The organism is Kribbella yunnanensis (genome assembly GCF_039529655.1).
Classification (GTDB): Bacteria; Actinomycetota; Actinomycetes; order Propionibacteriales; family Kribbellaceae; genus Kribbella; species Kribbella yunnanensis.
This window is the reverse complement of the sequence record NZ_BAAANF010000007.1, coordinates 28,243-53,737: the sequence shown is the minus strand read 5'-3', so window position 1 is coordinate 53,737 and position 25,495 is coordinate 28,243. Positions and strand designations below refer to the sequence as shown.

Sequence of the window (25,495 nt, the reverse complement as noted above, 5' to 3'; positions counted from 1 at the left end):
GAGCAGAGCGCGGCCGAGTCGAAGTCCCTCTCAGCGAGTCGCTCACCGGAGGCGTCAGTCTCCGGCCGATCACCTTCGTCGAAATCTTCCACCGTGCAGGGCATACCGCGACGGTAATCACCGCCGCTTTCAGCACACTGTCAAACGCGAAACGGCCCGGAACCCCGTGCGGGGGTCCGGGCCGTTCGACGGACAGATCAGGCCTGTGCGGGCTCTTCCACCGGGGCCTCGGCGGCCTCGGGGTCGGCGTAGGTGCCGTCCGGCTGCAGGGTCTTCAGCTCGACCACGTTGCCGGAAGCGTCCTTGACCTTCGCGTGCTCCACCAGGTGCGCCAGCGCCTTGCCGCGGACGACCTCGGAGACCAGGCTCGGGACCAGGTTGTTCTCCACCGCGTGCTGGGCGAACTGGTCCGGGCTGACACCGGAACGCTGCGCGTGCCGGACGATGTGCTCGGTGAGCTCCTGGTCGTTGACGCTCAGCTCCTGCTGCTCGGCCACCAGGTCGAGCACGAACTGCGCCTTGATCGCGTCCTCGGAACGCTTCTTCAGGTCCTCGTCGAACTCGTCCTGGGTCTGCTCCTCGCCCTCCAGGAACTGCTCGAACGACATCCCGGAGTACCCGAGCTGCTGCTCAAGGTTCTCCTTGCGGGCGGCCAGCTCGTCGGTCAGCAGACCCTCCGGCACCGGCACGTCGACCAGGGTCAGGATCTTCTCGAGCACCGCGTCGCGGGCCTCGCCGGCCTGCTCGAGCCGCTTGCCGCGCTCCAGCCGGGCCTGTACGTCGGCCTTCAGCTCATCGGCGGTGTCGAACTCCGACGCGGTCTGCGCGAACTCGTCGTCGAAGGCCGGCAGCTCCTGCTCCTTGACCGCGGTCACGGTGACCTCGACGTCGACGTCGTCACCCTTGAGCGAACCGCCGACCAGCTGCGTGACGAAGGTCTTGCTCTCGCCCGCGCTCAGCCCGGTGACCGCTTCGTCGAGCCCGTCCAGCAGCTGACCGCTGCCGACCTGGTACGACAGGCCGGTGGCCTGCGCCTCCTCGACCTTCTCGCCGTCCTTGCTGGCCGACAGGTCGATGGTGATGTAGTCCTTGTCCGCCACCGCCCGCTCGACCGGGTTCAGCGAGCCGAACCGCTGCCGCAGCGCCTCGATCTGCTCCTCGACCTCGGAGTCGGCGATCGCGATGTCCTCGACCTCGGCCTCCAGACCCTCCAGGTCCGGCAGCGTGATCTCCGGGCGCACCTCGACCTCGGCGGAGAACTGCAGGCTCTCCTTGTCGTTGAACTCGGTGACGTCCACCTCAGGCCGGCCGATCGCCTTCACCTGGTTGTCCTGGACCGCCTGCGAGTACAGCTTCGGCAGCGCGTCGTTGATGGCCTCTTCGAGAACCGGCCCGCGACCGACCCGCTGGTCGATCACCTGCGGCGGGATCTTCCCCTTGCGGAACCCAGGAACCTGGATCTGCGAGGCGATGCTCTGGTACGCCGCGTCGAGGCTCGGCTTGAGCTCCTCGAACGGCACCTCGACGATGAGCTTGACCTTCGTCGGGCTCAAGGACTCGACGGTGCTCTTCACGGTGGCGGTTCTCCTTGATCTGATGACATAACCGGCGCGGCGGACAGCCCGCACCACAGCGGTGCTGCAGGGGGTGTGTCGGGGCGACAGGACTCGAACCTGCGGTCTCCTGCTCCCAAAGCAGGCGCGCTAGCCACTACGCTACGCCCCGCAGTGACCGCACGAGTCTAGTCGACCCGAAGGGGTGCTCGCGCCACCACCCCACCCCGGAACCGGTTTGAGCCCCGGCCAGGTCATGTGGAATCATGTCCGCCGTACCCATTCCGGTGGGCACACGCGGGTGTAGCTCAATGGTAGAGCCCCAGTCTTCCAAACTGACTACGCGAGTTCGATTCTCGTCACCCGCTCGATCGAGGGCGAGGTGTGCCGGCGGAAAGCGCCGGCCCCTCGCTCTCGCCATTTGTGCGCCGTCGCTCCGCTCGGCGCGAGCGGGGGCTCCGCCACCCGCACCCCCTGGCCTTCGCTTCGCTCGGCTCCGGTGGCTGGGGTGCGCTTCCAGGCTTCCGGTTGTGGCTGGGGGTTTACTCTCGCTCACTCCTCCTGGCCGACGCGGCTGAAATTCGGGTGACAGGTGGTGTGGCGGGGAGGATCGTGGAGGGGGTCGGGTTGGGTTTGTGAGAGGGATGGATGCAGGCGGGGATTTCGGTTTCGGCGGGGGAGTTGCCGGGGGTTTTGTTGCATGTGGCTGTGGTTCGGCCGGTGTTTTTGTGGGGGGCTCCGGGGATTGGGAAGAGCAGTTTGGTGCGGGGGTTCGCGGAGTCGTTGGGGTTGGAGTGTGTGACTCTGCTGGGGACTCAGCTGGCGCCTGAGGACCTCATCGGGGTGCCGCAGATTGTTGAGGGGCGGAGTCGGTTTGCGCCGCCGGCGGCTATTGCTCGGGACGAGCCCTATTGCTTGTTCCTGGATGAGTTGAATGCTTCTTCGGCTGAGGTGCAGAAGGCGTTCTACTCGTTGATTCTGGATCGGCGGATCGGTGAGTACGAACTGCCGGAGGGGTCGGTGGTGATCGGGGCCGGGAACCGGGCTACCGACAACGCGCTCGCGCGGCCGATGGCTAGTGCGCTGGTCAATCGGCTGGTGCATGTTCACTTGCGGGCTTCGGCGAGTGACTGGCTGCAGTGGGCTGGTACGGCGGGGATTCACCCGTGGGTGCTCGATTATCTGCGCAACCGGCCGGACCACCTCTGGACTGCGCCGCCGAAGACGGAGGAACCGTTCTCGACGCCGCGCAGCTGGCACATGCTGTCGGACGCGCTGCTCTCCTACGGCGACGATGTCACCGACGAGACGTTGCGAGTGCTTGCCTTTGGCACCTTGTCTGCGGGACATGCTTCTGCGTTCCGGGCGTTCGTGAAAACGGTGCGGAACGCGTTCGGGCTGGAGGCGGTGCTGAAGGGTGAGGCGGGCTGGCCGTCCGCTCCGGAGGACCGCGACCTGCTGTACTTCCTGGCCGAGACCTTCCGGGCCCGACTGGTCAAGGAGCTGCCCGCCGACAAGCACTCCGGCAGCCCGGCTGCGCGTCAGCTCGCGCATCGCGGCAAGGCGTTGCTGGTGGAGCTGGCCGAGATCTCGCTCGAGATCGCTCAGGTGGTGATCGCCTCGGACGACGACGGGCGGCCGGTGCTGCCGACGTGGTTCCTGGTCGAGGTCAGCCGCGACCTGCCGCGGCTGGTCGCTGCGCGTGCCTGACCGGCGCAAGTCCCGCAAGGACCCGGCCTGGGAGGCGGTCCAGGCCGGCTGGGCTGCGACGCGTCGCCATCCGTTGTTCGCACCAATGGCAGCCAAGATCAGCCACCCGACTCGCAGCAGCTCGGTCCCTCGCGACGGCTGGGCCACGATCGACTCCAACGGCCGGATCGTCACCCACTCGTCCCGCCGAGCCACTCCAGCCGAGTGGACCTGGGTATTCGCGCACCTGCTCATCCATCTCGGCCTGGGACATGCGGAACGCGACAGGCCGGCGCCTGACCAGGCTGCGAGTGCCGCCTGCGACACCGCGGTCAACCACTTCCTCAGCTCCCTCAAACTCGGCACTCCGGTCATGGAACTCCCGTCCGAGGTCCCAGTGACCGATGAGGACGCGCTAGCCCGGCAGTGGCGACGTACCGCCGTGCCTGCTCAGTACGCCGGCCTCGGCGTGGCCGGTGCGCAGTCCGACGTACTGATCGAGCGGTGGAACGGCTGGGGCAAGCCACCGGAATGGAGTGAGCTGTTTGCCGCCGGACTGTCCGATGCGGCCGCCGCTGCGGTAGACGTCGCCGGTGGGGCGCGGTCGTCGCTGACGGATCGCGGTGCGAGCCGGAACGAGTGGGACCTCGCACTGGGCTGGTTCGTCTCGTCGTACCCACTGCTCGGTGCACTCGCCGCCACCATGACGATCGTGGCCGAAGCTGAGCTGGCCCGTGGCTGGGACATCCAGGTGGCGGCCGTGAACGCCGCAGTGGGCGAGATCTACGTCAACCCGCTCACCAGCCTGACGCAGAACGAGTGGCGCTTCGTCATGGCGCACGAGATGCTGCACGCCGCCCTCCGGCACGGTGAGCGCGTCGGCGGGCGCGATCCGTACCTGTGGAATGTCGCAGCCGACCTGGTCATCAACGGCTGGCTCCTGGAGATGGGCGTCGGCACCATGCCCGACGGTGCGCTGTACGACCCAGCGCTGAAGGGCATGTCCGCCGAGGAGGTCTACGACCGCGTAGCCACCGACCTCCGCCGCTACCGCAAGCTGGCCACCCTCCGCGGTACCGGACTGGGCGACGTACTGGGCCACCCCCTACCGCACACCGGCGAGGCGGCCCGCGGCGCCGGCCTGGACGACATCTACCGCCGCGCACTGAACACCGGCCTGGCCTACCACGACCCGTCGCGCGGACTGCTCCCCGCAGGCCTCGTCGAGGAGATCCGCGCGCTCGAGCACCCACCACTGAGCTGGGACGCGCAACTGGCCCGCTGGTTCGAAGAACACGTCCCCGCCGTAGAGCGCACCCGCACCTACGCCCGAGCCTCCCGCCGCCAGGACAGTACGCCGGACATCCCGCGCCCCGGCTGGATCCGACCAGTCGAGCTGCAGCAACTCCCGACGTACGGCGTAGTCCTGGACACGTCCGGTTCGATGGATCGCATGCTGCTCGGCAAAGCACTCGGCGCCATCGCTTCGTACTCGCGAGCCCGCGACGTCCCCGCCGCCCGCGTCATCTACTGCGACGCAGCCGCGTACGACGCCGGCTACGTCCCGGTCGACGACATAGCCGGCCGCGTCCAGGTCCGAGGCCGCGGCGGCACCCTTCTGCAACCCGGCGTAGACCTCCTCGAACGAGCCGACGACTTCCCCGCCACCGGCCCCATCCTCCTCATCACCGACGGCTACTGCGACGTAGTCCGCCTCCGCCGGGACCACGCCTGGCTCCTCCCCCGCGGCGCCACCCTCCCCTTCACGCCACGCGGCCAGGTCTTCCGCGTCGAATAGGGTCTCCAGGTGGACACCGAACCCGAGCGGTCGTACCCCTCGCCCATCCGGGACGGACTGTTCGTGGACCGGGACGGCGTGAGCTGGCGTCTTCGTGGGGGCGAGGTGCGCTGGCGGCGGGTACGGCGGTTGATTCAGGACCCGGAAGTGGACGTGCTGCACGTCTATCTGGATGACGTGCGCGCGGTGCCGCTCAGTGAACGCAGTGCCTTGTTGATGCGGATCGCGCCGTACGTCGAAGACGCGCGCAAGCGGCCTGAGGACCACACCGACTTCCGGCTGGCCGAGTTCAAGGCCGAGAGTCGGTCCCTGGTCGTCGTCGAGGAGAGCTGTTAGTGGACATCGAACCTCGGCGGATCGACACGTCGGTGCTCAGGGCGGACGAGTGTGCGGAGATTATTCGGCGGCGGCTGGTGAGTGGTTAGGGTCTGCGGGTGGCTCAGATCGGGGACGGTACGACGCGGCTTGTGGTGGTGAGGGGGAATTCAGGCTCGGGGAAGAGCAGTACGGCGCAGGAGATTCGGCGGCGGCTGGGGTACGGCGTGGCTTGGGTGGAGCAGGATTATTTCCGGCGGACTCTGTTGCGGGAGCACGACAAGTTCGGGCAGCCGAATGTCGGGTTGATCGACCTGACGGTGCGGTATGCGCTCGACCACGGGTATCACGTCGTACTGGAAGGCATTCTGAACAACCCGACGTACGGCGACACCCTTCGGCGGCTCATCGACGACCACGCCGGGGTGACTGGGGCGTACTACTTCCAACTGCCGCTCGAGGAGACGATCCGGCGACACTCGACGCGGGAGCTGTCGAAGGTGGTCACAGCCGAGCAGATGCGCGACTGGTACCGGACAGTCGACCTACTGGGTGTTCCGGGCGAGCAGGTGATCGGTGTCGACAGCACGCTGGAGCAGACGGTCGACCGGATCCTCACCGACCTCGACTGGACCACAGGCGGCGCAATCAACGAGCCGATCGCGCACTAGCCGCGGTCGATCAGTTGGCGGAGGGCTGTGGCGTGGCCGGCGTGATGGGCGGTTTCGGTGGCCATGGTGAAGAGGAGAACGCCCAGTGTGGTCTCGTGATTCTCCCAGTGCGCGACATGGCCGGGACTGTCCAGATCGAGGGACAGGATGACCTGGTCGGAGTGGGCGGACAGCTCTCGGTAGACGGTGGTGATGTAGTCGGTGGACTCGTCCGGTTCCGCCCACATGTCGTGCTCTTCGTAGGGGTCGTCACGAAACCAGGTCGGTCGCAACGCGGGCGTGTGGCCAAGAGACTCACCCAGGTACCCGTGTTCTTCGCCAGCCAGATGCTTAACCAGCCCGAGCAGATTGGTACCGCTGGCCACCACAGGACGCCTGCGGTCGTACTCCGAGATCCCCTCAACCGCAGCCAACACCTGCGCGCGGCTACGGCGGAGGCCCTCCAACAACTCGAGTTTCATCGGTACTCCTCGGCCATGCGCAGGACCTCATCGGTCACGGCGACCACCGACTGGCTGGCATCGACCAGGGTGGCGCCGAAGCGGGCGTTGTCGGCGTCGATGGTCGCGTGCCAGCCCAAGATGCGCTGGAGCTCCTCCTTGGTGGAGCCGAAGCCATTGGGCCGCTGGGCGATCCTCCTCCGCACGGTATCGGCGTCCACCGACAGACTGATCACGTGAGCGAACAGCTCCCAGATCTCCCCCTCGTTGCCCACAGACCCGCAGACGAACCCGACCGCGTCCCCCACCTCGGCCGCCAGTCGACGGACTGTCGCAGGCGACAGCGTGTAGGTGTCGTCCACCCACTCCGCCAGCCCGTCCGCATCCACGTCGTACGCGGGGTGACCTCGTCGTACCAGCTCCGCGCACACCGTCGTCTTCCCGGCTCCGGACACACCGGCCACGTAGAACAAAGGCATGCGCGCAGTCTCCCGTACGCCGTCAGTCCGCGCTGAGGGTTTTGATGCTGCGCAGTGGTGATAGCGCGGCGATCAGTACGCCGATGAGCATGCCGGCGCTGGAGAGCAGGAGTGTCGGGCGGAGTCCGAGGGCGGTGGCGAGCAGACCGGCCAGTGCGGCGCCTAGGGCTTGGCCGCCGATGACCAGGGTGCGCCAGGTGGCGGTGGCTTGGCCCAGGTGGTGGGGTGGGATGCGGGATTGCCGGAGTGTGCGTTGCGGGACGCCGAAGAGTGCCATGCCTAGTCCGGAGACCATCTGGCCCAGGTAGATGACGGGTGCCAGACCGGTTGCCATGGCGGCACCGGACACGACAGACAGCAGCTGCCCAGACAGATACGCGCGGCCGATGCCGACGCGGTTGCACCAGGCGGTGGCTAGCAGCGTGCCGACTATGGCCGAGGCTCCGGAGGCAGTGAGGGCAATACCGATGTACGCCGGGGACCAGTGCAGCTCGCGGACCAGATACAGCACCACTAGCGGCCCCTGCATGGCACCGAAGAGCGAGGCGACAGTCGCCGACAGCGTCAGCGGACCGAGCACGCGGTCGGCGAACAGCACCCGCAGGCCAGTCGACAGCCGCACCGGCGTCCGCTCCCGCAGACCAATCCGCGAAGGTTCCCGAATCAGGTACGACGTCACCGCCGACACCACGAACGACAGCGCATCGACCACTATCGCGAACGGCGCACTGACCGCCTGCACCAGAAAGCCGGCCGCCGACGGCCCGGTGGTCGAGGCCACGTTGGTGGTGAGCAGGGACGCACTGTTCGCCCGCATCAAGTCCGCACGCGACACCAGCGCCGGCAGCAACGTCTGAGCCGCGGTATCCGCGAGCAGAGCGAGCACACCCGCCAGTACGGCGACGCCGTACAGCTGGCCCATGTGCAGAACGCCCGCGGCGGCCGCTGCTGGAATCGACCCGAGCAGTACGGCGCGCCCGACGTCCGCCGTGATCAGAAGCCGTCGCAGCGACACCCTGTCGACCACTAGCCCGGCAGGCAGTCCGAACACGAGATGCGGCAAGACAGTCAGCGCAGACAGGAGTCCCATCTGGAGTGGCGACGCCTGCAACGTCAGCACGGCCACCAGCGGCAGGGCGACCGTGGTGATCGAGCTACCCGCTGTGGAGACCGCCTGCCCGACCCACAGCTTCCGGACCTCACCTCGCACCAGCCACACCATGTGCGGCAACCTATCGCGGTTCGTAATGACTGTGACGCCGGTCACCGCTCGGCCCCAAGCCGGCCTATTGCAACAAGCTGTAATTCATCCACGGGGAATGGAAATGGCACGACAAGCGCTTACCTACTGAGCGATACTGGAAAGTGCGCCGTCTTCCGGTCGCGAACCCCCTGCCTAGTTGATGATGGGAAGTGCGCCCGTCCAGATGCCCTCAGAGCACCCTGTCCAAGCTCCCTCGATCCCTGCTCCCTCAATAGCAGCCCCCTCCATCGCACCGCCGTCTCCCCGATCCCCCGAACGCAGCCGCAACCTCTGGCGACTCCGGCCCTATCTGCGGCCGCACCGCTGGCGGCTGGTGTTGATGTTCTCCACGGCCATGCTGGGTGTCGGGGTCAGCCTCTCCGTTCCCCTGGTCACCCGATCCATCATCGACGGCCCGGTCACCCGCCGTGAGCTGGACCTGCTCGTCCCGCTCGCGTTCCTGGCGCTCGGGCTGAGCATCGCCGAGGTCCTGCTGGTCTGGATCCGCCGGATGGCCCAGTCCCGGACCGTCTCCGACCTGGAGGCATCGCTCCGGCACGACCTGTACGTCCGTCTGCAGTCCCTGCCGATGGAGTTCCACACCCGGTGGCAGAGCGGTCAGCTGCTGTCCCGGGTCACCACAGACTTGTCCACGATCCGCCGGTTCATGGGCTTCGGCCTGCTGTTCCTGGTGATGAACATCCTGCAGCTCGCCGTCGTCACGATCCTGCTGCTGCGGCTGTACTGGCCACTCGGCATCGTCGTGCTCGCGGCCGCCGTACCGATCGTCCTGCTGTCGCTGCGCTTCGAGAAGAAGTACCTGCGGATCTCCCGGCAGGTCCAGGACCAGCAGGGTGACCTGGCCACCCGCATCGAGGAGTCGGCGCTCGGCTTCCGCGTGGTGAAGGCGTTCGGCCGCCGGCAGCACGTCCAGCGGCAGTTCGACGACGAGGCGATCACCCTCTACAACACCGAGGTCGACAAGGTCCGGCTCGCATCCAAGTTCTGGAGCTTCCTCGGCGTCATCCCGAACCTGACGCTGGTGATCGTGCTGCTGCTCGGCGCGCTCGCGGTCGGCCGGGAGGCGATCACCCTCGGCACCCTGGTCGCGTTCATCACGCTGATGCTGTCGCTGGTCTGGCCGGTCACTTCGCTCGGCGGGATCCTCGCGATGGCGCAGGAGGCGATGACCGCGGCAGACCGGATCAGCGAGATCCTCGACACCCACTCGGTGATCACGTCCGGTCCGCTCGAGCTGACGAACTCCCGCGGTCACCTCCGCTTCGAGCACGTCGGCTTCCAGTTCTCCGACGACTCCGCGGAGATCCTGCACGACATCAACCTCGACCTCACCCCCGGTACGACGCTCGCCCTCGTCGGGGCAACGGGGTCGGGCAAGACCACGCTGACCGCGCTCGTCCCGCGCCTGTACGACGTGACCGCCGGCCGGATCACCATCGACGGGCACGACATCCGGGAGCTCACGCTGAACTCGCTGCGGACGGCGGTCGCCTCGGCGTTCGACGACCCGACGTTGTTCTCGATGAGTGTCCGGGAGAACCTCACCCTCGGCCGCCCGGACGCCACGGACGCCGAGATCCAGGAGGCGCTGCAGGTCGCGCAGGCCGAGTTCGCCAACGACCTCCCGTGGGGTCTGGACACTCGGGTCGGCGAGCAGGGCATGTCGCTGTCAGGTGGTCAGCGGCAGCGGCTCGCACTAGCCCGTGCGGTGCTCGCCAAACCCGCCGTACTGGTGCTGGACGACACCCTGTCCGCGCTGGACGTCCACACCGAGGCACTGGTCGAGGAGGCACTCCGCCGGGTGCTGGCCGACACCACCGGCATCGTGGTCGCCCACCGCGCGTCCACGGTGATGCTGGCTGACCAGGTGGCGCTGTTGCAGGGCGGCACGATCACCCACGTCGGTACCCATCAGGAGTTGCTCGCGACAGTACCGGCGTACCGGCATCTGCTCGCAGCGGAAGAAGAGGAGGTGCACGCATGACGACGACCCAACAGCAGACACCTCCTCAGGAGGAGGAACCGGACAAGCCGGAACAGTCCTGGCGCGGGGTGTACGAGGACGAGGGCAGCAAGGAGTTGTCGAAGGCAACGACTGTGCGGCTGAAGGAGGACTCGCGCAAACTGCTCGGCGAGCTGCTCCGGCCCTACAAGAAGCTGATTTGGATCCTGGTCGCGATCGTCGTGATCGAGAACGCGGCCCGGCTCGCGGTCCCGTACCTGGTCCACCTCGGCATCGACAACGGCATCCCGCCGATCCTCGCCGGCGACGGACCGAGAGCACTGATCACAGTTGTAATCGCTGTCCTCTTCAGCGCCCTCCTGCAGGCGTTCACCCGGCAGATCTTCCTGATGCGGTCCGGCCGGCTCGGGCAGACGATCCTGCTCGGCCTGCGCCGGCGCGTGTTCGACCACTTCCAGCGGTTGAGCCCGGCGTTCCACGACAAGTACACATCCGGCCGGGTGATTTCCCGCCTGACCTCCGACGTCAGCGTCATCGACGAACTGCTCGCCAACGGGTTCGACGGTCTGGTGACCGCGGTACTGACGCTGTTCGGCACGATGATCCTGTTGCTGGTGCTCGATCTGAAGCTCGGTCTGATCGCGCTGCTGTCGTTCCCGGTCCTGCTGTTGCTGACAGCCTGGTTCCGGAAGCGGTCGGCGGTCGTCTACCGGCGGACGCGCGAGGCCGTCGTACTCGTCATCGTGCACTTCGTCGAGTCGATGACCGGGATCCGCGCGGTCCAGGCGTTCCGTCGCGAGCCGCGCAACGAGGAGATCTTCGCCGGCGTCAACGACCAGTACCGGGAGGCGAACTACGAGTCGTTCCGGCTGAACGCGGTCTTCATGCCGTCGATCAAGGGCGTCGGCAACGTGACCATCGTGGCGATCCTCGCGTACGGCGGGTACCAGGCGTACCACGGTCATGTCACCGTCGGCGTACTGACCGCGTTCCTGCTCTACCTGCGCCAGTTCTTCGAGCCGCTGCAGGACATCTCGCAGTTCTACAACACGTTCCTGTCCGCGAGTGCCGCGCTGGAGAAGCTGTCCGGCGTACTCAACGAGGAGCCGGACGTGGCCGAGCCCAGCAAGCCCGTGAAGCCCGGAGTTGCCCGCGGTCACCTCGAGTTGCGCGGAGTCCAGTTCCAGTACGTCGACGGCGTACCGGTGCTGCCGGGTCTCGACCTGGACGTGCCGGCGGGGCAGACGCTAGCCCTGGTCGGTACGACGGGCGCCGGGAAGACGACGATCGCCAAGCTGGTCTCACGTTTCTACGACCCGACCGGCGGCCGCGTACTGCTGGACGGCCAGGACCTGCGTGACCTGACCGAGGACGACCTGCGCGAGCGGGTCGTGATGGTGACCCAGGAGAACTTCCTCTTCACCGGCTCGGTCGCCGACAACATCCGCTTCGGCAAGCCCGACGCCACCCTGGACGAGGTGGTCGAAGCAGCCAAGGTGATCGGCGCGCACGACTTCATCACCGCACTCCCCCAGGGCTACGAAACCCAAGTGGAGAAACGAGGCAGCCGCCTGTCCGCCGGCCAGCGCCAACTGGTCGCGTTCGCCCGAGCCTTCCTCGCCGACCCCGCCGTACTGATCCTGGACGAGGCCACCTCCAGCCTGGACATCCCCAGCGAACGCCTCATCCAACGAGCCCTCCGCACCATCCTCGCGGACCGCACCGCCATCGTCATCGCCCACCGCCTCTCCACGGTGGAAACAGCCGACCGAGTCCTCGTCCTCGAACACGGCCGCATCCTCGAAGACGGCCCCCCAGAAATCCTCATCACCACCGGCGGCAACTACGCCGGCCTCCACCAAGCCTGGGAAGACTCCCTGGCCTGAGCCGGTCGGCGCGTGGCTCACCCCCCACGCGCCGACCACACCCCCGTACGACGACCAACCCCACGCGCCCGACTACGCGCACTCCTACGTCGCGCGCTACGCGACCACTCCCACCCACCCCGACGCGGCGTGCTCCGCCCGCCTCTAGCGCTACCGCGCGAATCTGCGGCTACCGCCGCGGGCGGCGTCCTGCCGCACCTGGGCTCTCGGGCGAGCCGCGAACGCCAAGGCCATCACAACTGGGGAATTCGGGCGACGTACGCCTGGACGTGGGCGCCGCGGTGCGGTTGTCATGGCGCGCCGGTTCGCCCACTCGCGTCAGCGCCAGGCTGCGAGCAGGTCGTCGGGCGTGAAGGCCTGGACTCCCTTTGCAGTGCATCCGCTGCGGCTGACTGCGACCAGAGGGGTGTCGGCGGTAGCACCCGGGAGTTGGGCCCGGTGGTTGATCAAGGTCGCCAGGTCGCGTGCGTCGAAAGGTTTCTTCTCCAGCCACTTGATCGATCCGACCATGGTGACCTTGTCTGCAACCGGTGCGCGGTCCGCGCCGATGATGTCGATCTCTGGATTGTTGCTGCGGGTCCAATAGCCGCCGATCACCTGGGTGTCCGCCGGGAGGCGGTCGTCGGCGATGCGCCAGAGGGCTTCTCGGATCACGGGTTCGATGGCGCGTCCACGCCAGGACGTCCAACCCCGCCGTACCGACTCGATCACGAGGTCGCCGCGGCCGCGCTCGATCGTTGGGATCGCCGCACCTACGAAGGCGAGCCAGAAGCGCAGATACGAGTCGTCTACCCAGTAGCGCGTTTCCTTGCTGGGCTTGGTCGACAGGGGGCGTTCTGCTGCGACGACACGACGGCTGGTGAGCTCACTCAACGCGCGTTGCAAGGAGGTCGCTTGCAGGCTGCCTGCAGCTCGGCCGATGGAGCTGAAGGTGCGTTCGCCGCTTCCGATGGTCTGCAACACCTTCTGGGCTTGGGCTTCCGTGGGAAACTCCGCGGACAACACGCGCTCGCCGCTGACCAGCAACGCGGATGTCGGTCGTCGTAGCGCATGGTCGAGGTAGTCCCACACACCGGCTCCGCGCGGCCATTCCTCCAGGATCAGCGGAAGTCCCCCGGACACGAGGAAGGCGTCGAAGGCGTCGGCCGGAGGCAGGTCGAGCATGGCGGCGACGTCGGCCGGGCTGAGCGGCGGGACGACCAACTCGGTACCGCGCTGGTAGAACGGCCGGCCGTAGGTGTTGAGCCGTTCCATCATGGCGATGTCCGAGCCGATCAGGATCAGCAGCACCGGGAGCTTGGACAGCGTCCGATCGAACGCTTTCTGCAGTGCGCCTTCCACGGTGCTGTCTTCACGAATCAGGTAGGGCAACTCGTCGATGACCACGACGCTCGGCTGATCGGCCGGCAACACAGCAGCCAGCACCCCGAACGCCGCATCCCAGGTCTGCGGGGCGGCGAATCCTTCAGCCCCGGCCGCACCAGGAAGCGACGAGATCGCGACCTCGTGGGCGAATCCGCTCAGGTCGTTCGCCGTCGATCCTCCGACAGCAGTGAAATAGACATGCGGTACGTCGGCCCGCTCCAGGAACTCCTCGACCAACCGCGATTTCCCGACCCGGCGCCGCCCACGAACCGACACAGCGCGGCCTGGCCGACCCACTCGCCCGCCCTCGCGGACGGCCGCCAGCAGTTCCTCGAGGACCCCGAGCTCAGCACGCCGCCCAACAAACCCGCTCACCAAGACCACCTGACCTATTAACTAACACCAAAGATACTATCTCCCATGATACTAACATCAGAGGCAGTCTTCGGCACTGTCAGACGAGGTCTGTACGTTGGCGGCATGTTGCGGACGTTGGCGGTGGAGAACTATCGGTCGTTGCGGCGGGTGGTGATGCCGTTGCGGGGGTTGAATGTGGTGACGGGGGCCAACGGGAGCGGGAAGTCGAGTTTGTACCGGGCTTTGCGGCTGCTCGCCGACGCTTCGCGGAATGGGGCTGTGGCGGCGTTGGCGCGGGAGGGCGGGCTGGGGTCGACGTTGTGGGCGGGGCCGGAGTTTGTGCGGACGGATCGGCCAGTGCAGGGGACGCGGCGGATGGGGCCGGTGACGTTGCGGATGGGGTTTGCGGCGGACGACTACGGCTATCTGATGGATCTTGGGTTGCCGCTGCCGTCGGCTTCGATGTTTGCGAAGGATCCGGAGATCAAGCGGGAGTCGTTGTGGGCGGGGCCTTTTCTGCGGCCGGCGGCGTTGCTGGTGGAGCGGGTGAACAGTCAGGTGCGGATCCGGGGCGAGGGCGGTGGGTGGGATCGCGGCGGGCCGGAGTTGCAGACGTTCGACAGTATGTTGAGTCAGTTCGCGGATCCGCAGCGGGCGCCGGAGTTGTTGCAGGTGCGGGAGCGGATGCGGTCGTGGCGGTTCTACGACCACTTGAGGACGGATGCGGACGCGCCGGCGCGACAGGCACAGGTGGGAACGCGGACACCGGTGCTCGGGCCCGAGGGTGCGGATCTGGCCGCGGCGCTGCAGACGATCCAGGAGATCGGGTCGGCATCAGCGGTGGCGGAGGCGGTTGACCAGGCCTTTCCGGGGAGCAGCGTCGAGATCCTTGACAACGCGGGCCGGTTCGAACTCGCGTTCCACCAGCACGGGCTGCTGCGGCCGCTCCAAGGGGCGGAGCTGTCGGACGGGACGCTGCGATACCTGCTGTGGGTCGCCGCACTGCTGACACCGCGACCGCCGGAGCTACTGGTGCTGAACGAGCCGGAGACGAGCCTGCACCCGGATCTGCTTCCTGCACTGGCGAATCTGGTCGTCACGGCCGCCAAGGAGACCCAGGTGATCGTGGTGACGCACTCCAGACCGTTCACCGCATCACTTCAGGCGCTGAACGACGACCTGCACACGATCGAGCTGGTCAAGGACCACGGTGCCACGACGATCGCCGGGCAAGGACCGCTCGACGAGCCGCCCTGGAAGTGGCCGTCACGCTGACGGCCACATCCCCAAAAATCAGCGAACAACGTCGTACACAAGCTTTTGGATCCCGTTCGAGTACGACGCGTTGTCGACGAGCTGCAGGCGCTGCTTGTCCTTGTCGCTCTCGCTGAACAGGCGCTTGCCGGCGCCGAGCAGGACCGGGAAGACGAGCAGGCTGTAGCGGTCGATCAGGCCGGCGTCGGCGAGGTTGCGGTTCAGGGTGGCGCTGCCGTGGATGCTGATCGGGCCGCCCTCGGTCTCCTTCAGCGCGGCGACGTCGTCGAGGGATCGCAGGATGGAGATCTCACCCCAGTTGTCGACGAGGTCGGACTCCTGCAGGCTGCTCGAGACGACGTACTTCGGCATCGCGTTGTACCGCGGGAAGTCGGTGATCGACGGCCAGACCTTCGAGAACGACTCGTAGCTGACGCGACCGATCATCATCGCGGTCGCCTCCTCCTGCTCCTGGCCCTTCAGCTCGTACGCCGCCTCGTCGACCGCGATGTCCTTGAACGTCCAGCCGGAGTTCCGGTAGCCGGGCTCCCCGCCCGGCGCCTCGATCACGCCGTCGAGCGAAACGAACGCGGTGGTGATGAGAGTGCGCATCTGACTTCTCCTCCAAGAAGGTGGTTGCTGCTGACATCACAGCGTCGACCGGGGTCGCCCGAAGACGACATCACCATAATGTGACCCCGGTCACAGAGCTACTTGACGGACTCGAACCGCACCAGGACGACAGATCCGGCAGCCGACAGGAGGAAACCGACGAGAGCCAGCGGCCACCATCCGGCACGCACGGCATCGGACAGTACGACGACGCCGACGACCGCCGGCGTGATGGTCTGCAGCGCGATCATCGGGGTGGTGGCGAGTGTGACCGAGCCGCGTTGGAGGGCGAGCGAGTAGAGGATGAAGGCCAGCGCGCCACTGACCGGGAGCGTGTACGCCGTGGGGCTGCGCAGGAGCTCGCCGATCGAACCGTCCTGCAGCAGACGAGCGGAGATCGCGACCCCGGCGTACCCGAGTCCCGAAAGCATGCCCAGCAGAGCCGTGGAGATCCCGTGTTGCGAGCGACTGGCCAGCGCACCGAGAACGGCGATCGCGATCAGACCGACGATGACCCCAATGGTGAGCCCGTGGTGCTGAACGTTCGGCCCCGCGTCACCGGCGGACACCGCGAGCAGGCCGAGACCGACCACGACAGCAATCACCGCCGACCACTCGACGACGCTCAACTGGTCAGACATCAGCCGGGTCGCGAGCAGCGCGGTGACGACGAGGCTGACCGCGATCCCGGCCTGAGCCAGGTAGAGCGGGAGCAGCCGAAGCGCGACGAAGTGCAGGCCGAAGCCGGCCAACTGGAGCGCCAGCGCGCCGAGGAACGCGGGCTGCCGGAGCAGCGCGACGACGAACCCGGCGAACTGTCGCGGATCCAACTCGGACTGCGTCGGCACCTTGCGGGAACCGACCGCCTGCAGGATCGCGGCGATACCGAACAGGACAGCGGCAGCCAGCGCTGCCCCGAGGCCGAGTCCTAGGGTCAAGTCAGGCGACCTTGCGGCGCGGCACCCAGAACGTCAGGTACAGACTGAGCGCCCCGTAGTACAGCAGGTAGGCGAGCGAGATCGCGACCACGATCGCGTTCGGGTTCGGCATCTGGGCCAGCAGTACGGCGTACGAGGCCATCCAGATCGCGGTCGTCAGCAGGTTCAGCGACCGGAACACCTTCGTCCGGGACGGGTAGACGTACTTGACCGGGACGAAGACGAGGATCGAGCAGATCACCAGGATCAGGCCGGTGGTGGTCGGGCTGAGGCCGAGGATCACCACGTAGAAGGCGACCACGTTCCAGTAGCTGGGGAAGCCGAGGAAGAAGTGGTCGTCGGTCTTCGCATCGGTCCGGCAGAACTGGTAGCTCGAGGCAAGCAGCGGCAGCGCGGCCAGCACCGCGCCCCACCCGCCCGACGGCAGGTAGTGACCGGTCCAGAGCAGCACGATCGGCGCGAACGCATATGTCAGGTAGTCGACGATGTTGTCGAGCATCGCGCCGTCGAACCACGGGATGGTCTCCTTGACCCGCAGTTTGCGGGCGAGCATCCCGTCGGTGCCGTCGATGATCAGTGCGGCCAGTCCGAGCCACAGGGCGCGGACGGCATCGCCGTCGATGGCGGCGATGACGATCAGCAGCGCGAGGACGGTTCCGCTCGCGGTATAGGCGTGCAGCGCGAATCCGGCCAGACGCAACCGCGTCGACCCGACGAACGGCTCCCGCACCGCGTCGTGTGTGGTCAGGACGACTCCCAGAACTCAAACAGGCCCAGAATTCGGCGCAACGCGCCGCCGCCAGCGTCTCACAGAGCAGGTCCTGACCTACGCACCGGCTGTGCGCACACGCCGGATCGGGTGTGCGCACGGACGGGAACTACTCGACCGGCTCGAGCACGAAGAACGGCATCTTGCGGGTCGTCTTGGCCTTGTACTCCTCGTACGGCGGGTAGGCGGCGACCGCGATCGGCCACCACTCGTCGTACTCGGCGCCGTCGATCTCGCGGGCGACGTACTGCTTGGTGACGTCACCGTCCTGGAGGGTGAGGTTCGGGTCGGCCTTCAGGTTGTAGTACCAGACGGGGTTCTTCGGGGCGCCGCCGAGCGACGCGACCGCGACGTACACACCGTCCCGCTCGACCCGCATCAGCGGGACCTTGCGGATCTTGCCGGACTTGGCGCCGCGCATGGTCAGCAGGACGACCTTCAGGCCCATGATGTCGACGGCGTCGGTGGTACCGGCCTCGGCGACCTTGTCTACCTGCTCGCGGACCCAGTCGGAGGTGCTCGGGGCGTATTCGTCGTTGGTGGTCATGTCACCCATGATAATGGTGACGCATCATCATCCACAATGACCGCGCGCCATCACGGCGCGCAGGACTGCAGCTGGGTGGCAGTGGCGATCGTCGCCTCGACCCAGCGGCGGCGCAGGAAGTGCGCCTTCAGCAACCGGTGGACACCGTCCAGCACGACCAGCCGGCCGCGGTACGCGACCAGGTTGATCGGGAGCTCCAGGTCGGCGTCCATCACCCGCTGGTAGTGCGGGCGGTAGTTCATCGGCGTCTCGGCGACCTGGTTCGGCGTCACCTTGAAGCGTTCGCCGTCGAGGTGCCACAACGGCAGGTCGAACATCCAGACCAGGTCCGCGACCTCGATCGGTTCGACCTTCAGGTCGAGCGCCCACAGCTTCTCGAGCTGCCATCGGGTCGGCGGGAAGACCGCGCGCAGCTCGTCCGGCATCGACGCGACCAGCTCGTCGAACGAGACGTCCGGCGCACTCCGATCAGCAGCATCCATCACGACGGAGCAGGCTACGCCATCGCCAGGTTAGGAATGCTCGAGCCGGTGGATGATCACGATCGCCGAGTCGTCGCCCGGTCCTCCGGCCGCGGCGACCAGCTCGGCCGCGCCGCCCCGAAATCCCTGTGCCACCAGGCGTTCCGCGGCCCCGGCGAGCCGGTCGGTACCGCGCCCGATGTCGCGCCGCGGCGTCTCGACCATGCCGTCGCTGTACAGGAACAGCGCGTCGCCCGGCTTCAGCTGGCCGTGGTTCGGCGCGAACTCCGGTGCTTCCATCAGCCCGAGCAACGGCCCGTCCGCGTCCCGCGTCTGCCACCGCCCCGACCAGGCGTCGAACTGGATCGCCGGTGGATGCCCGGCCGTCCGGACGCAGAACTGGCCCGTGGTCAGCTCAACCGCGACATGGACGACGGTCGCGAAGTCGTCCTCCCAGTCCTGCCGCCGCAGATAGCGGTTGGCGGCCGGCAGGAAGTCGTCGACCGGTACGACGCCGAGCAGTCCGCCGAAGGCACCAGAGAGCAGCAGCGCCCGTGTCCCCGCATCGACTCCCTTGCCCGAGACATCGACCAGCGCGACCTCCAGTACGTCGTCCCGTTGCGTCGACACCACGAAGTCGCCGGAGAACTTCGACTTGCCCGCCGACTGGATCGCCACCTCGGCCCGCCACCCACTCGGCAGTGGCGGCAACTCGCCCTGAGCGGTGAGGGTGTCGCGCAACTCCATCAGCATCGACTCACCACGGGTGCCGGGGACGCCGAGCTGATTGCGAACCTTCGCACCCGCGATGACGATCCAGCCGATCGCACCGATCACCAGCAGGAACCCGGTCATCGGAACCGGCGCTTGCCGGGACACGAGCACGAACGACGCGATCATCAACGTCACCAGCGTGAAGACGACCAGTTGCCGGAAGCCCAGAACCAGGCCGCCGAGCAACAACGGGATGACCAGCGCAGCGGCCGGAACGTGCGTGGGCCACGCCGCACTGGCGATCGCGAACACGACTGACAACGAGAGCAACGCGAAGAAGGCGAGCGGGTGCAACCGACGCGCGCGTCTGACCACCGCGACGACCAAGCGGCCGACTCGTCGTACTACAGCGCGTCCGCCACTCCTGATCATGGTGTGAAGAAGATAACGGCACTCCTTGGTCCGCGCATCAAAAAACTTGATAACTGTTCAGACTTACTTTCTGGTGAGACCGGTGCGTTGGCACTTCGGGCACCAGAAAAGGTTGCGCTGGGCCAGGATCTCGGTGCGGATCACCGAGTGGCAGACATGGCAGCGCTGCCCTTGCCGGCGGTAGACGTAGACCTCGCCGCCGTGATCGTCCTGTCGTGGGTCGCGGCCCATCGCCTCGGGCGTGTGGTCGTCGGCAACAGTGTCGATGCGGCCGGTCTCGACGCCGTACTTCATCAGCTCGAGCAGGTCGTCCCACATGCCCTGCCACTCGCGCTTCTTGACCAGGTTGCCGCGGGTCATCGGGTGCAGCTTGGCGCGGAACAGCACCTCGGCGCGGTAGACGTTGCCGACGCCACTCAACACCTCCTGGTCCATCAGCAGCTGCCCGATCGGCTGCTTGCTGCGATGGATCCGCTTCCAGGCGAGCTCCGGGTCGGCGTCGTCGCGCAGCGGGTCCGGACCGAGCCGTCCGATCAGCACTTCGCGTTCGCCGTCGGTCAGCACCTCACAAACGGTCGCACCGCGCAGATCGGCGTACGACGTGTTGTTCTGCAGCCGCAGGCGGACCTGTCCGACCGGTTCGGGGACCGGGGCCGCCCCGAAGTCGACCTTGCCGATCAGACCGAGGTGGATGTGTAGCCAGCCCGCTCCCTCGAAGTCGGCGAGGAAGTGCTTGCCGTGGGCCTCTGTCTGCCGCAGCACGTGCCCGTCGAGCAGCGCGGCGCCGTCGACGAACCGGCTCTGCGGACTGCTCGCCCGGACCGGCCGGCCGCCGAACGCGTCCCAGACGTCGTTCGCCAGCCGGTGCAGAGTGTGGCCTTCAGGCATGATTCCTCTTATGGGGATTGCAGGTGGTACGCCGAAGGGCCGGTCCGGACCGGCGACACCGGCCGTGGTCGGCATCGGCCGGTCGATGCGGGCCCGCGACGTCTCCCGGCCACGAGAGCCGTTCAAACGCCGCGGGGTCAAGCCTCCGGAGGATCAGGATCAGGAGAGCGGCGGCAACTCGCCCGTCGACTCGTAAGCACTCAGCATGTCGATCCGGCGGGTGTGCCGCGCCTCGCCGGAGTAGTCGGTGGCCAGGAACGTCTCCACGAACCCGACCGCCTCTTCGGTCGAGTGCATCCGCGCCCCGACGCTGACCACGTTGGCGTTGTTGTGCTCACGCCCCAGCTTGGCGGTGTCGGTGCTCCAGGCCAGTACGGCCCGGACACCCTTCACCTTGTTCGCCGCGATCTGCTCCCCGTTGCCGGAGCCGCCGATCACCACACCCAGGCTGCCCGGGTCCGCCACCACTCCGGCACCGGCCCGCAGACAGTATGGCGGGTAGTCGTCCACCGCGTCGTACACGGCGGGACCGTGGTCGACGACGTCGTGGCCAGCAGCGGTGAGGTGCTGGACCAGGTGATTCTTGAGCTCGAAGCCGGCATGGTCAGAGCCGATGTGCACTCGCATGAGCTGCAATCTACTGATACACCGGAACGCCTGGCAGCTTGGGTGCACCGGACCCGACGTACACGGTGGTCACGTAGCCGCCGTACTTGGGCAGATAGGCCCACCAGTCGCTGGACCGCGGCGGTACGTCGATGAGCTCACCCTGCTTCTGCCCACTGACCAGAACTTCGACTCCGGCCGGCAGCATGCCCAGGATCCCGCAGGAGGTGTTCGGGGCCGTCCGGACCCGCACTCCCTCCCCGGTGGTGGCCAGCCAGCTCCCACTGGTCCGCACCCCGCCCGGAACGATCAGCGACCGGGTCAACCGGGTCACATCGGTGTATGCCTTCCCGTACTGCGTCCCCCGCGGATGCAGTGTGTAGACCGACACGATGCAGCGGTCGTCCTTGCCGACGGTGCCGGTGGTGTGCAAGGCGTCGCTGACGAGGTCGAGACTGGCCGCCGGCTTGGCGCGGTCGCTGCTGTAGCCGCTCGAGCCGAGAAAGCCGGACCAGCCCTGCTTGATGCTGAAATCAGGATCGAATACCGAGGCGATCCCGAAGAACTGATCGAAGCCGTCGGTGCCGTACCTGGTCGGCTCGTGCAGCAGGTCCATCACCAGGTTCCGGACCGGTGCCGGCGCATGATCCAGGATGTATCGATAGATCCGGACGGTGTCTGCGGCAGTGATCGCGACATAGCCCCAGAAGCCCGGATGGGTGGGCGGCGGGCCGTCGGTGTGGGTCAGCCCGAGCCGCCGCACCATCCGCTCGACGATGGCCGCGCCACCGTTGTGATCCCAGTAGTAACTGGCTGCATCGTCGTCGCTACTGCGCAGCATTACCTCTAAACGCGCCCGGTCCGCCGCCTCGACGGTGTACGTCGGCCCGAGTTCCCACAGCAGGTCCAGGACGATCAGGAGCTTCACCACCGAGGCGGAGCGAAACCGATGGTCGGCGTTGGACTGCTGCACGAACCGCCCGGTGTGGCGGTCGAACACGGCGATGCCGGCGGTCACACCGGCGGGGACGACATCGAGCTCGGTGCGCTCGTCACGTAACGTCATGTGCTACCTACTCACCACTTGAAGAATTCCCGTTGGTGAGCAACCTTCACCGGCACGGGCAGCTCAGTTCAACCCTTGAACCCCAGACCGAATCTTTCCGGCCGGCCCGTAGATCAAACCTTCAGTCGAAGATCGGGTCGCGGTCGCGGCTGCGCTTGATCTCGAAGAATCCGTCGGTGCCGGCCACCAGCAGGACGCCGTCCCACAACTTGCCCGCCGCCTCGCCCTTCGGCGCCGGCGTCACGACCGGTCCGAAGAACGCGGTGCCCGCGACCGAGATGACCGGCGTACCGACCTCCATCCCGACCTGGTCCATCCCGGCGTGATGCGACTTGCGCAGCGCCTCGTCGTACCGGCTGTCACCGAAGGCCTCGATCAGCGACGGCGGCAGACCGGCTTCGGCGAGCGCCTCGGGCAGGACCTGCTCGTCCTTGGCGCCGCGGCCGTCGTTGTGGATCCGGCGGCCGAGTGCGGTGTAGAGCGGCAGCAGGACCTCGTTGCCGTGCGCCTGCTCGGCGGCGATCAGCACCCGCACGTAGCCGAGTTTGCGGTGCCAGTTGGCGTCGTGTTCGTCACGTTCCTCGTTCAGTACGGCGAGGCTCATCACATGCCAGGTCGTGGTCACGTCGCGGACCTGCTCGACCTCGAGCATCCAGCGGGACGTCATCCAGGCCCAGGGGCAGGCCGGGTCGAACCAGAAATCGGCGGAAGCAGTCATGTGCTCGATCATACAAAATTGAAGAAATGGGTACCGGCTTGGTATCCATCGATGGATGTCGCGGGATAACCCGCATCCAACGCAGACGTCAGGTGCATAGGATGCCGATATGCCTGGAACCAACCTGACGCGCGATGAGGCGCGTACCCGTGCCGGTGTGGTCAGCGATGTCAGCTACGCCATCGAGCTGGACCTGACCAACGCCCCGAGTGGAGCGCCGACCTTCCCGTCCGTGACCACGATCACCTTCACCGCGACCGACGGCGCGAGCACGTTCGCCGATCTGATCGCGGACAAGGTCCGTGAGGTCACGCTGAACGGCACCTCCCTCGACCCGGACACGGTGTACGACGGCGCTCGCATCCAGCTCGACGGTCTCGCGGCCGCCAACGAGCTGCGCGTGGTCGCGGACTGCCTGTACTCGCGGACCGGTGAAGGGCTGCACCGCTCGGTCGACCCGGCCGACAAGGAGACCTACCTCTACACGCAGTTCGAGGTGCCGGACGCCCGCCGGGTGTTCACCACCTTCGAGCAGCCGAACCTCAAGGCCCCTTTCACTTTCACCGTCTCCGCCCCGGCCCGCTGGGTGGTCATCTCCAACTCCCCCACCCCCGAGCCGACGCCGTACGCCGGTCCGAGCGGCGAGGAGCTCGCGCGCTGGGAGTTCCCGCCGACCGAGCGGATGTCGACGTACATCACCGCTGTGGTAGCCGGTCCGTACCACGTGGTCACCGACGCCTACGAAGGCCCGCACGGCACCTACCCGCTGTCGCTGCTGTGCCGTCCGTCGCTCAAGGACTCGCTCGACACCGAGGACCTGTTCGAGGTGACCAAGCAGGGCTTCGCGCTGTTCGAGGAGGCCTTCGGGACGCCGTACCCGTTCCACAAGTACGACCAGGCGTTCGTGCCGGAGTACAACATGGGTGCGATGGAGAACGCGGGCTGCGTGACCCTTCGCGACGAGTACATCTTCCGCAGCCGCACCACGCACGCGGAGCTCGAGAGCCGCGCCAACACCGTGCTGCACGAGCTGGCGCACATGTGGTTCGGCGACCTGGTCACGATGACCTGGTGGGACGACCTGTGGCTGAACGAGTCGTTCGCCGAGTGGGCCTCGCACTGGGCGCAGGCGACCGCCACCACCAAGTACGCCGGTGCCTGGACGACGTTCTGCAACGCCCGCAAGAACTGGGCGTACCGGCAGGACCAGCTGCCCTCGACGCACCCGATCGCGGCCGACATGGTCGACTTCCACGCGGTCGAGGTGAACTTCGACGGCATCACCTACGCCAAGGGCGCCTCCACCCTGCGGCAGCTGGTCGCGTTCGTCGGTGAGGACACCTTCATCACCGCCCTGAAGGAGTACTTCGCCGATCACGCGTTCGGCAACACCGAGCTGACCGACCTGCTCAAGCCGCTCGAGAAGGCCTCCGGCCGCGACCTCGACGACTGGACTGAGCGCTGGCTGCGGACCGCTGGCGTGAACACGCTGCAGGCAGACTTCGGCGTCGACGCGGACGGCAAGTTCACCGCGTTCGCGATCGAGCAGACCGCTGCCGCGGAGTACCCAGTACTGCGTCCGCACCGCCTGGCCGTCGGTCTGTACCGGCGTACCGACGAGGGCCTCGTCCGCACCGAGCGGTTCGAGGTGGACATCGACGGCGCTCGTACCGAGCTGGCCGAGCTCGTCGGCGCCACGCAGCCGGACCTCGTGCTGCTGAACGACGACGACCTCACCTACGCGAAGATCCGGCTCGACGAGCGCTCGCGCGCCACTCTGGTCGAGTCCATCGACCAGCTGTCGGAGTCGCTGCCCCGAGCACTCGCCTGGGGTGCGGCCTGGGACATGACCCGGGACGCCGAGATGCCGGCCAGCCAGTACGTCGACATCGTGCTGCGCGGGATTCGCGCCGAGAGTGACCTGACCGGCGTCCGGTCGCTGCTCTCGCAGGTCACCAGCGCCATCAACCTGTACGCCGCACCAGACAAGCGAGACGCCCTGCGGATCCAGTTCGAGGAGGCCCTCCTGGGCCTCGTCAACGACGCCGAAGCCGGTAGCGATCACCAGCTCGCGTTCGTCCGGGCCTACACCAGTGCGGTCTTCTCCGAGGCCGGTGCGGACCGGCTGGCCGCGTGGCTGGACGAGCGGGAGCTGCCCGCCGGCCTGGTCGTCGACACCGACCTGCGCTGGACGCTGATCGTCGCACTGTCCCGGCTGGGCCGGATCGGCGCCGACGAGATCGACGACGAGCTGACCCGCGACACCACCATCACCGGTGGCGAGCGAGCCGCCCAGGCCCGCGCTGCGCGGCCGACCGCCGAGGCCAAGGAAGAGGCGTGGCGGATCGCGGTCGAGTCCGGAGACACTCCGAACGAGACGCAGTTCCGGACCATCCTCGGCTTCCAGCAGCCCGGCCAGGAGGACCTGCTCCGCCCGTACGTCGGGAAGTACCTGAGCGCAGCCAAGGACGTCTACACCCGGCTCGGCTCGTCCATGGGCGAGAACGTGCTGGTCTACCTGTCGCCGCGGAACCTGGCCGAGCAGCCGACGCTGGACGCGCTCACCGACTGGCTGGCCGCAGAGTCGACGGCGGTCGACGCACCGACCCGGCGCTACGTCTCCGAGGCCCAGGCCGACCTGACCCGGGCGATCGCTGCACAGGTCCGAGACGCGAGCTAGGTCGCCGGTTAGGGAGACAGCGTGCACCCG

The 25,495-nt window shown here is 67.3% G+C and carries 24 protein-coding genes and 2 tRNA genes; 10 read left to right on the top strand and 16 right to left on the bottom strand.

Translation table 11 applies throughout. The annotated features are described in order from the left end of the window. Positions 1–197 precede the first annotated feature (197 nt). Together tig and ABD231_RS10660 are read right to left on the bottom strand one after the other, a co-directional pair. Positions 198–1,574 (bottom strand): trigger factor, encoded by a 1,377-nt coding sequence (gene tig, locus ABD231_RS10665; protein WP_344148955.1) that lies wholly within the window; start codon positions 1,572–1,574, stop codon positions 198–200. A 78-nt stretch (positions 1,575–1,652) separates the two neighbouring features. Continuing rightward, positions 1,653–1,725 (bottom strand) — tRNA-Pro (locus ABD231_RS10660). Positions 1,726–1,850: 125 nt separating this feature from the next. On the opposite strand from ABD231_RS10660, the gene ABD231_RS10655 reads away from it, so the two are divergent. From ABD231_RS10655 to ABD231_RS10635, 5 genes are all read left to right on the top strand, one after another. Further along, a tRNA-Gly gene (locus ABD231_RS10655) sits at positions 1,851–1,921 on the top strand. A 280-nt stretch (positions 1,922–2,201) separates the two neighbouring features. Then, positions 2,202–3,263 carry an ATP-binding protein gene (locus ABD231_RS10650; protein WP_344148952.1) on the top strand — a complete coding sequence of 354 codons (1,062 nt, stop codon included), beginning with the start codon at positions 2,202–2,204 and terminating at the stop codon, positions 3,261–3,263. Further along, positions 3,256–5,040, top strand: a complete 1,785-nt coding sequence (locus tag ABD231_RS10645; RefSeq protein ID WP_344148949.1) for a vWA domain-containing protein — start codon at positions 3,256–3,258, stop codon at positions 5,038–5,040. Before ABD231_RS10650 ends, ABD231_RS10645 begins: the two co-directional genes overlap by 8 nt. A 9-nt stretch (positions 5,041–5,049) precedes the next feature. After that, on the top strand, positions 5,050–5,376 hold the full coding sequence (locus tag ABD231_RS10640) for a hypothetical protein (RefSeq protein ID WP_344148946.1): 327 nt from the start codon (positions 5,050–5,052) through the stop codon (positions 5,374–5,376). A 98-nt stretch (positions 5,377–5,474) separates the two neighbouring features. Next, entirely contained in the window at positions 5,475–6,026 is a 552-nt protein-coding gene (locus tag ABD231_RS10635) for an AAA family ATPase (RefSeq protein ID WP_344148943.1), read from the top strand. Here the strand turns inward: ABD231_RS10635 and ABD231_RS10630 are convergent. Genes ABD231_RS10630 through ABD231_RS10620 form a run of 3 tightly spaced genes read right to left on the bottom strand, consistent with a single transcriptional unit; the run spans position 6,023 to position 8,167 of the window. After that, positions 6,023–6,487: a DinB family protein gene (locus tag ABD231_RS10630; protein ID WP_344148940.1), complete on the bottom strand. Its 465-nt coding sequence runs from the start codon at positions 6,485–6,487 to the stop codon at positions 6,023–6,025. The genes ABD231_RS10635 and ABD231_RS10630 overlap by 4 nt on opposite strands. Next, positions 6,484–6,945, bottom strand: coding sequence for an AAA family ATPase (locus ABD231_RS10625; protein ID WP_344148937.1), 462 nt, complete (start codon positions 6,943–6,945; stop codon positions 6,484–6,486). The genes ABD231_RS10630 and ABD231_RS10625 overlap by 4 nt, the downstream gene beginning before the upstream one ends. Before the next feature lie 22 nt (positions 6,946–6,967). Further along, on the bottom strand, positions 6,968–8,167 hold the full coding sequence (locus ABD231_RS10620) for an MFS transporter (RefSeq protein WP_344148933.1): 1,200 nt from the start codon (positions 8,165–8,167) through the stop codon (positions 6,968–6,970). A 361-nt stretch (positions 8,168–8,528) separates the two neighbouring features. Between ABD231_RS10620 and ABD231_RS10615 the strand changes: the two genes are divergently transcribed. After that, the gene (locus ABD231_RS10615; protein WP_344148930.1) at positions 8,529–10,193 is read left to right on the top strand and encodes an ABC transporter ATP-binding protein; all 1,665 of its coding nucleotides are present in this window, start codon (positions 8,529–8,531) and stop codon (positions 10,191–10,193) included. Then, positions 10,190–12,058 (top strand): ABC transporter ATP-binding protein, encoded by a 1,869-nt coding sequence (locus ABD231_RS10610; RefSeq protein WP_344148927.1) that lies wholly within the window; start codon positions 10,190–10,192, stop codon positions 12,056–12,058. The genes ABD231_RS10615 and ABD231_RS10610 overlap by 4 nt, the downstream gene beginning before the upstream one ends. A gap of 318 nt (positions 12,059–12,376) precedes the next feature. On the opposite strand, the gene ABD231_RS10605 is transcribed toward ABD231_RS10610, so the two are convergent. Beyond that, positions 12,377–13,798 (bottom strand): ATP-binding protein, encoded by a 1,422-nt coding sequence (locus ABD231_RS10605; RefSeq protein ID WP_344148924.1) that lies wholly within the window; start codon positions 13,796–13,798, stop codon positions 12,377–12,379. 105 nt (positions 13,799–13,903) lie between these two features. On the opposite strand from ABD231_RS10605, the gene ABD231_RS10600 reads away from it, so the two are divergent. After that, positions 13,904–15,055, top strand: a complete 1,152-nt coding sequence (locus tag ABD231_RS10600) for an AAA family ATPase (RefSeq protein WP_344148921.1) — start codon at positions 13,904–13,906, stop codon at positions 15,053–15,055. An 18-nt stretch (positions 15,056–15,073) separates the two neighbouring features. Here the strand turns inward: ABD231_RS10600 and ABD231_RS10595 are convergent, their stop codons facing one another. The 7 genes from ABD231_RS10595 to ABD231_RS10565 form a co-directional block, all read right to left on the bottom strand. Then, the gene (locus ABD231_RS10595) at positions 15,074–15,646 is read right to left on the bottom strand and encodes a dihydrofolate reductase family protein (RefSeq protein ID WP_344148918.1); all 573 of its coding nucleotides are present in this window, start codon (positions 15,644–15,646) and stop codon (positions 15,074–15,076) included. Between the two features lie 98 nt (positions 15,647–15,744). Next, the gene (locus ABD231_RS10590) at positions 15,745–16,584 is read right to left on the bottom strand and encodes a DMT family protein (RefSeq protein WP_344148915.1); all 840 of its coding nucleotides are present in this window, start codon (positions 16,582–16,584) and stop codon (positions 15,745–15,747) included. A gap of 1 nt (position 16,585) precedes the next feature. Continuing rightward, positions 16,586–17,314, bottom strand: a complete 729-nt coding sequence (locus ABD231_RS10585) for a CDP-alcohol phosphatidyltransferase family protein (RefSeq protein ID WP_344148912.1) — start codon at positions 17,312–17,314, stop codon at positions 16,586–16,588. Between the two features lie 148 nt (positions 17,315–17,462). Beyond that, positions 17,463–17,900 carry a nitroreductase family deazaflavin-dependent oxidoreductase gene (locus tag ABD231_RS10580; RefSeq protein ID WP_344148909.1) on the bottom strand — a complete coding sequence of 146 codons (438 nt, stop codon included), beginning with the start codon at positions 17,898–17,900 and terminating at the stop codon, positions 17,463–17,465. A gap of 50 nt (positions 17,901–17,950) precedes the next feature. Further along, positions 17,951–18,382, bottom strand: coding sequence for a hypothetical protein (locus tag ABD231_RS10575; protein ID WP_344149275.1), 432 nt, complete (start codon positions 18,380–18,382; stop codon positions 17,951–17,953). Between the two features lie 30 nt (positions 18,383–18,412). Beyond that, positions 18,413–19,507 (bottom strand): PP2C family protein-serine/threonine phosphatase, encoded by a 1,095-nt coding sequence (locus tag ABD231_RS10570; protein WP_344148906.1) that lies wholly within the window; start codon positions 19,505–19,507, stop codon positions 18,413–18,415. Between the two features lie 63 nt (positions 19,508–19,570). Then, a complete protein-coding gene (locus ABD231_RS10565; RefSeq protein ID WP_344148903.1) occupies positions 19,571–20,395 on the bottom strand; it encodes an Fpg/Nei family DNA glycosylase in 825 nt (274 codons plus the stop codon). A 10-nt stretch (positions 20,396–20,405) separates the two neighbouring features. Between ABD231_RS10565 and ABD231_RS10560 the strand changes: the two genes are divergently transcribed. Beyond that, complete coding sequence (locus ABD231_RS10560) at positions 20,406–20,591, top strand: hypothetical protein (RefSeq protein WP_344148900.1); 186 nt, start codon at positions 20,406–20,408, stop codon at positions 20,589–20,591. Here ABD231_RS10560 and ABD231_RS10555 read toward each other — a convergent pair. From ABD231_RS10555 to ABD231_RS10545, 3 genes are all read right to left on the bottom strand, one after another. Further along, positions 20,555–21,022: a ribose-5-phosphate isomerase gene (locus tag ABD231_RS10555; RefSeq protein WP_344148897.1), complete on the bottom strand. Its 468-nt coding sequence runs from the start codon at positions 21,020–21,022 to the stop codon at positions 20,555–20,557. The two genes, ABD231_RS10560 and ABD231_RS10555, sit on opposite strands and share 37 nt — an antisense overlap. Before the next feature lie 10 nt (positions 21,023–21,032). Then, positions 21,033–22,067 (bottom strand): hypothetical protein, encoded by a 1,035-nt coding sequence (locus ABD231_RS10550; RefSeq protein ID WP_344148894.1) that lies wholly within the window; start codon positions 22,065–22,067, stop codon positions 21,033–21,035. A 121-nt stretch (positions 22,068–22,188) separates the two neighbouring features. Then, a complete protein-coding gene (locus ABD231_RS10545) occupies positions 22,189–22,785 on the bottom strand; it encodes a mycothiol-dependent nitroreductase Rv2466c family protein (protein WP_344148891.1) in 597 nt (198 codons plus the stop codon). 109 nt (positions 22,786–22,894) lie between these two features. Between ABD231_RS10545 and pepN the strand changes: the two genes are divergently transcribed. Further along, positions 22,895–25,465, top strand: coding sequence for an aminopeptidase N (gene pepN / locus ABD231_RS10540; protein WP_344148888.1), 2,571 nt, complete (start codon positions 22,895–22,897; stop codon positions 25,463–25,465). Positions 25,466–25,495 lie beyond the last annotated feature (30 nt).

What these genes read in the sequence shown, in the direction of transcription:
- ABD231_RS10650 (WP_344148952.1), top strand. Translation starts at nt 2,202, where the DNA reads ATGCAGGCGGGGATTTCGGTTTCGGCGGGGGAGTTGCCGGGGGTTTTG.
- ABD231_RS10630 (WP_344148940.1), bottom strand. Translation starts at nt 6,487, where the DNA reads ATGAAACTCGAGTTGTTGGAGGGCCTCCGCCGTAGCCGCGCGCAGGTG.
- ABD231_RS10625 (WP_344148937.1), bottom strand. Translation starts at nt 6,945, where the DNA reads ATGCCTTTGTTCTACGTGGCCGGTGTGTCCGGAGCCGGGAAGACGACG.
- ABD231_RS10620 (WP_344148933.1), bottom strand. Translation starts at nt 8,167, where the DNA reads ATGGTGTGGCTGGTGCGAGGTGAGGTCCGGAAGCTGTGGGTCGGGCAG.
- ABD231_RS10615 (WP_344148930.1), top strand. Translation starts at nt 8,529, where the DNA reads ATGTTCTCCACGGCCATGCTGGGTGTCGGGGTCAGCCTCTCCGTTCCC.
- ABD231_RS10610 (WP_344148927.1), top strand. Translation starts at nt 10,190, where the DNA reads ATGACGACGACCCAACAGCAGACACCTCCTCAGGAGGAGGAACCGGAC.
- ABD231_RS10600 (WP_344148921.1), top strand. Translation starts at nt 13,904, where the DNA reads ATGTTGCGGACGTTGGCGGTGGAGAACTATCGGTCGTTGCGGCGGGTG.
- ABD231_RS10595 (WP_344148918.1), bottom strand. Translation starts at nt 15,646, where the DNA reads ATGCGCACTCTCATCACCACCGCGTTCGTTTCGCTCGACGGCGTGATC.
- ABD231_RS10580 (WP_344148909.1), bottom strand. Translation starts at nt 17,900, where the DNA reads ATGACCACCAACGACGAATACGCCCCGAGCACCTCCGACTGGGTCCGC.
- ABD231_RS10575 (WP_344149275.1), bottom strand. Translation starts at nt 18,382, where the DNA reads ATGGATGCTGCTGATCGGAGTGCGCCGGACGTCTCGTTCGACGAGCTG.
- ABD231_RS10570 (WP_344148906.1), bottom strand. Translation starts at nt 19,507, where the DNA reads ATGATCAGGAGTGGCGGACGCGCTGTAGTACGACGAGTCGGCCGCTTG.
- ABD231_RS10565 (WP_344148903.1), bottom strand. Translation starts at nt 20,395, where the DNA reads ATGCCTGAAGGCCACACTCTGCACCGGCTGGCGAACGACGTCTGGGAC.
- ABD231_RS10560 (WP_344148900.1), top strand. Translation starts at nt 20,406, where the DNA reads ATGGGGATTGCAGGTGGTACGCCGAAGGGCCGGTCCGGACCGGCGACA.
- ABD231_RS10555 (WP_344148897.1), bottom strand. Translation starts at nt 21,022, where the DNA reads ATGCGAGTGCACATCGGCTCTGACCATGCCGGCTTCGAGCTCAAGAAT.
- ABD231_RS10550 (WP_344148894.1), bottom strand. Translation starts at nt 22,067, where the DNA reads ATGACGTTACGTGACGAGCGCACCGAGCTCGATGTCGTCCCCGCCGGT.
- ABD231_RS10545 (WP_344148891.1), bottom strand. Translation starts at nt 22,785, where the DNA reads ATGACTGCTTCCGCCGATTTCTGGTTCGACCCGGCCTGCCCCTGGGCC.
- pepN (WP_344148888.1), top strand. Translation starts at nt 22,895, where the DNA reads ATGCCTGGAACCAACCTGACGCGCGATGAGGCGCGTACCCGTGCCGGT.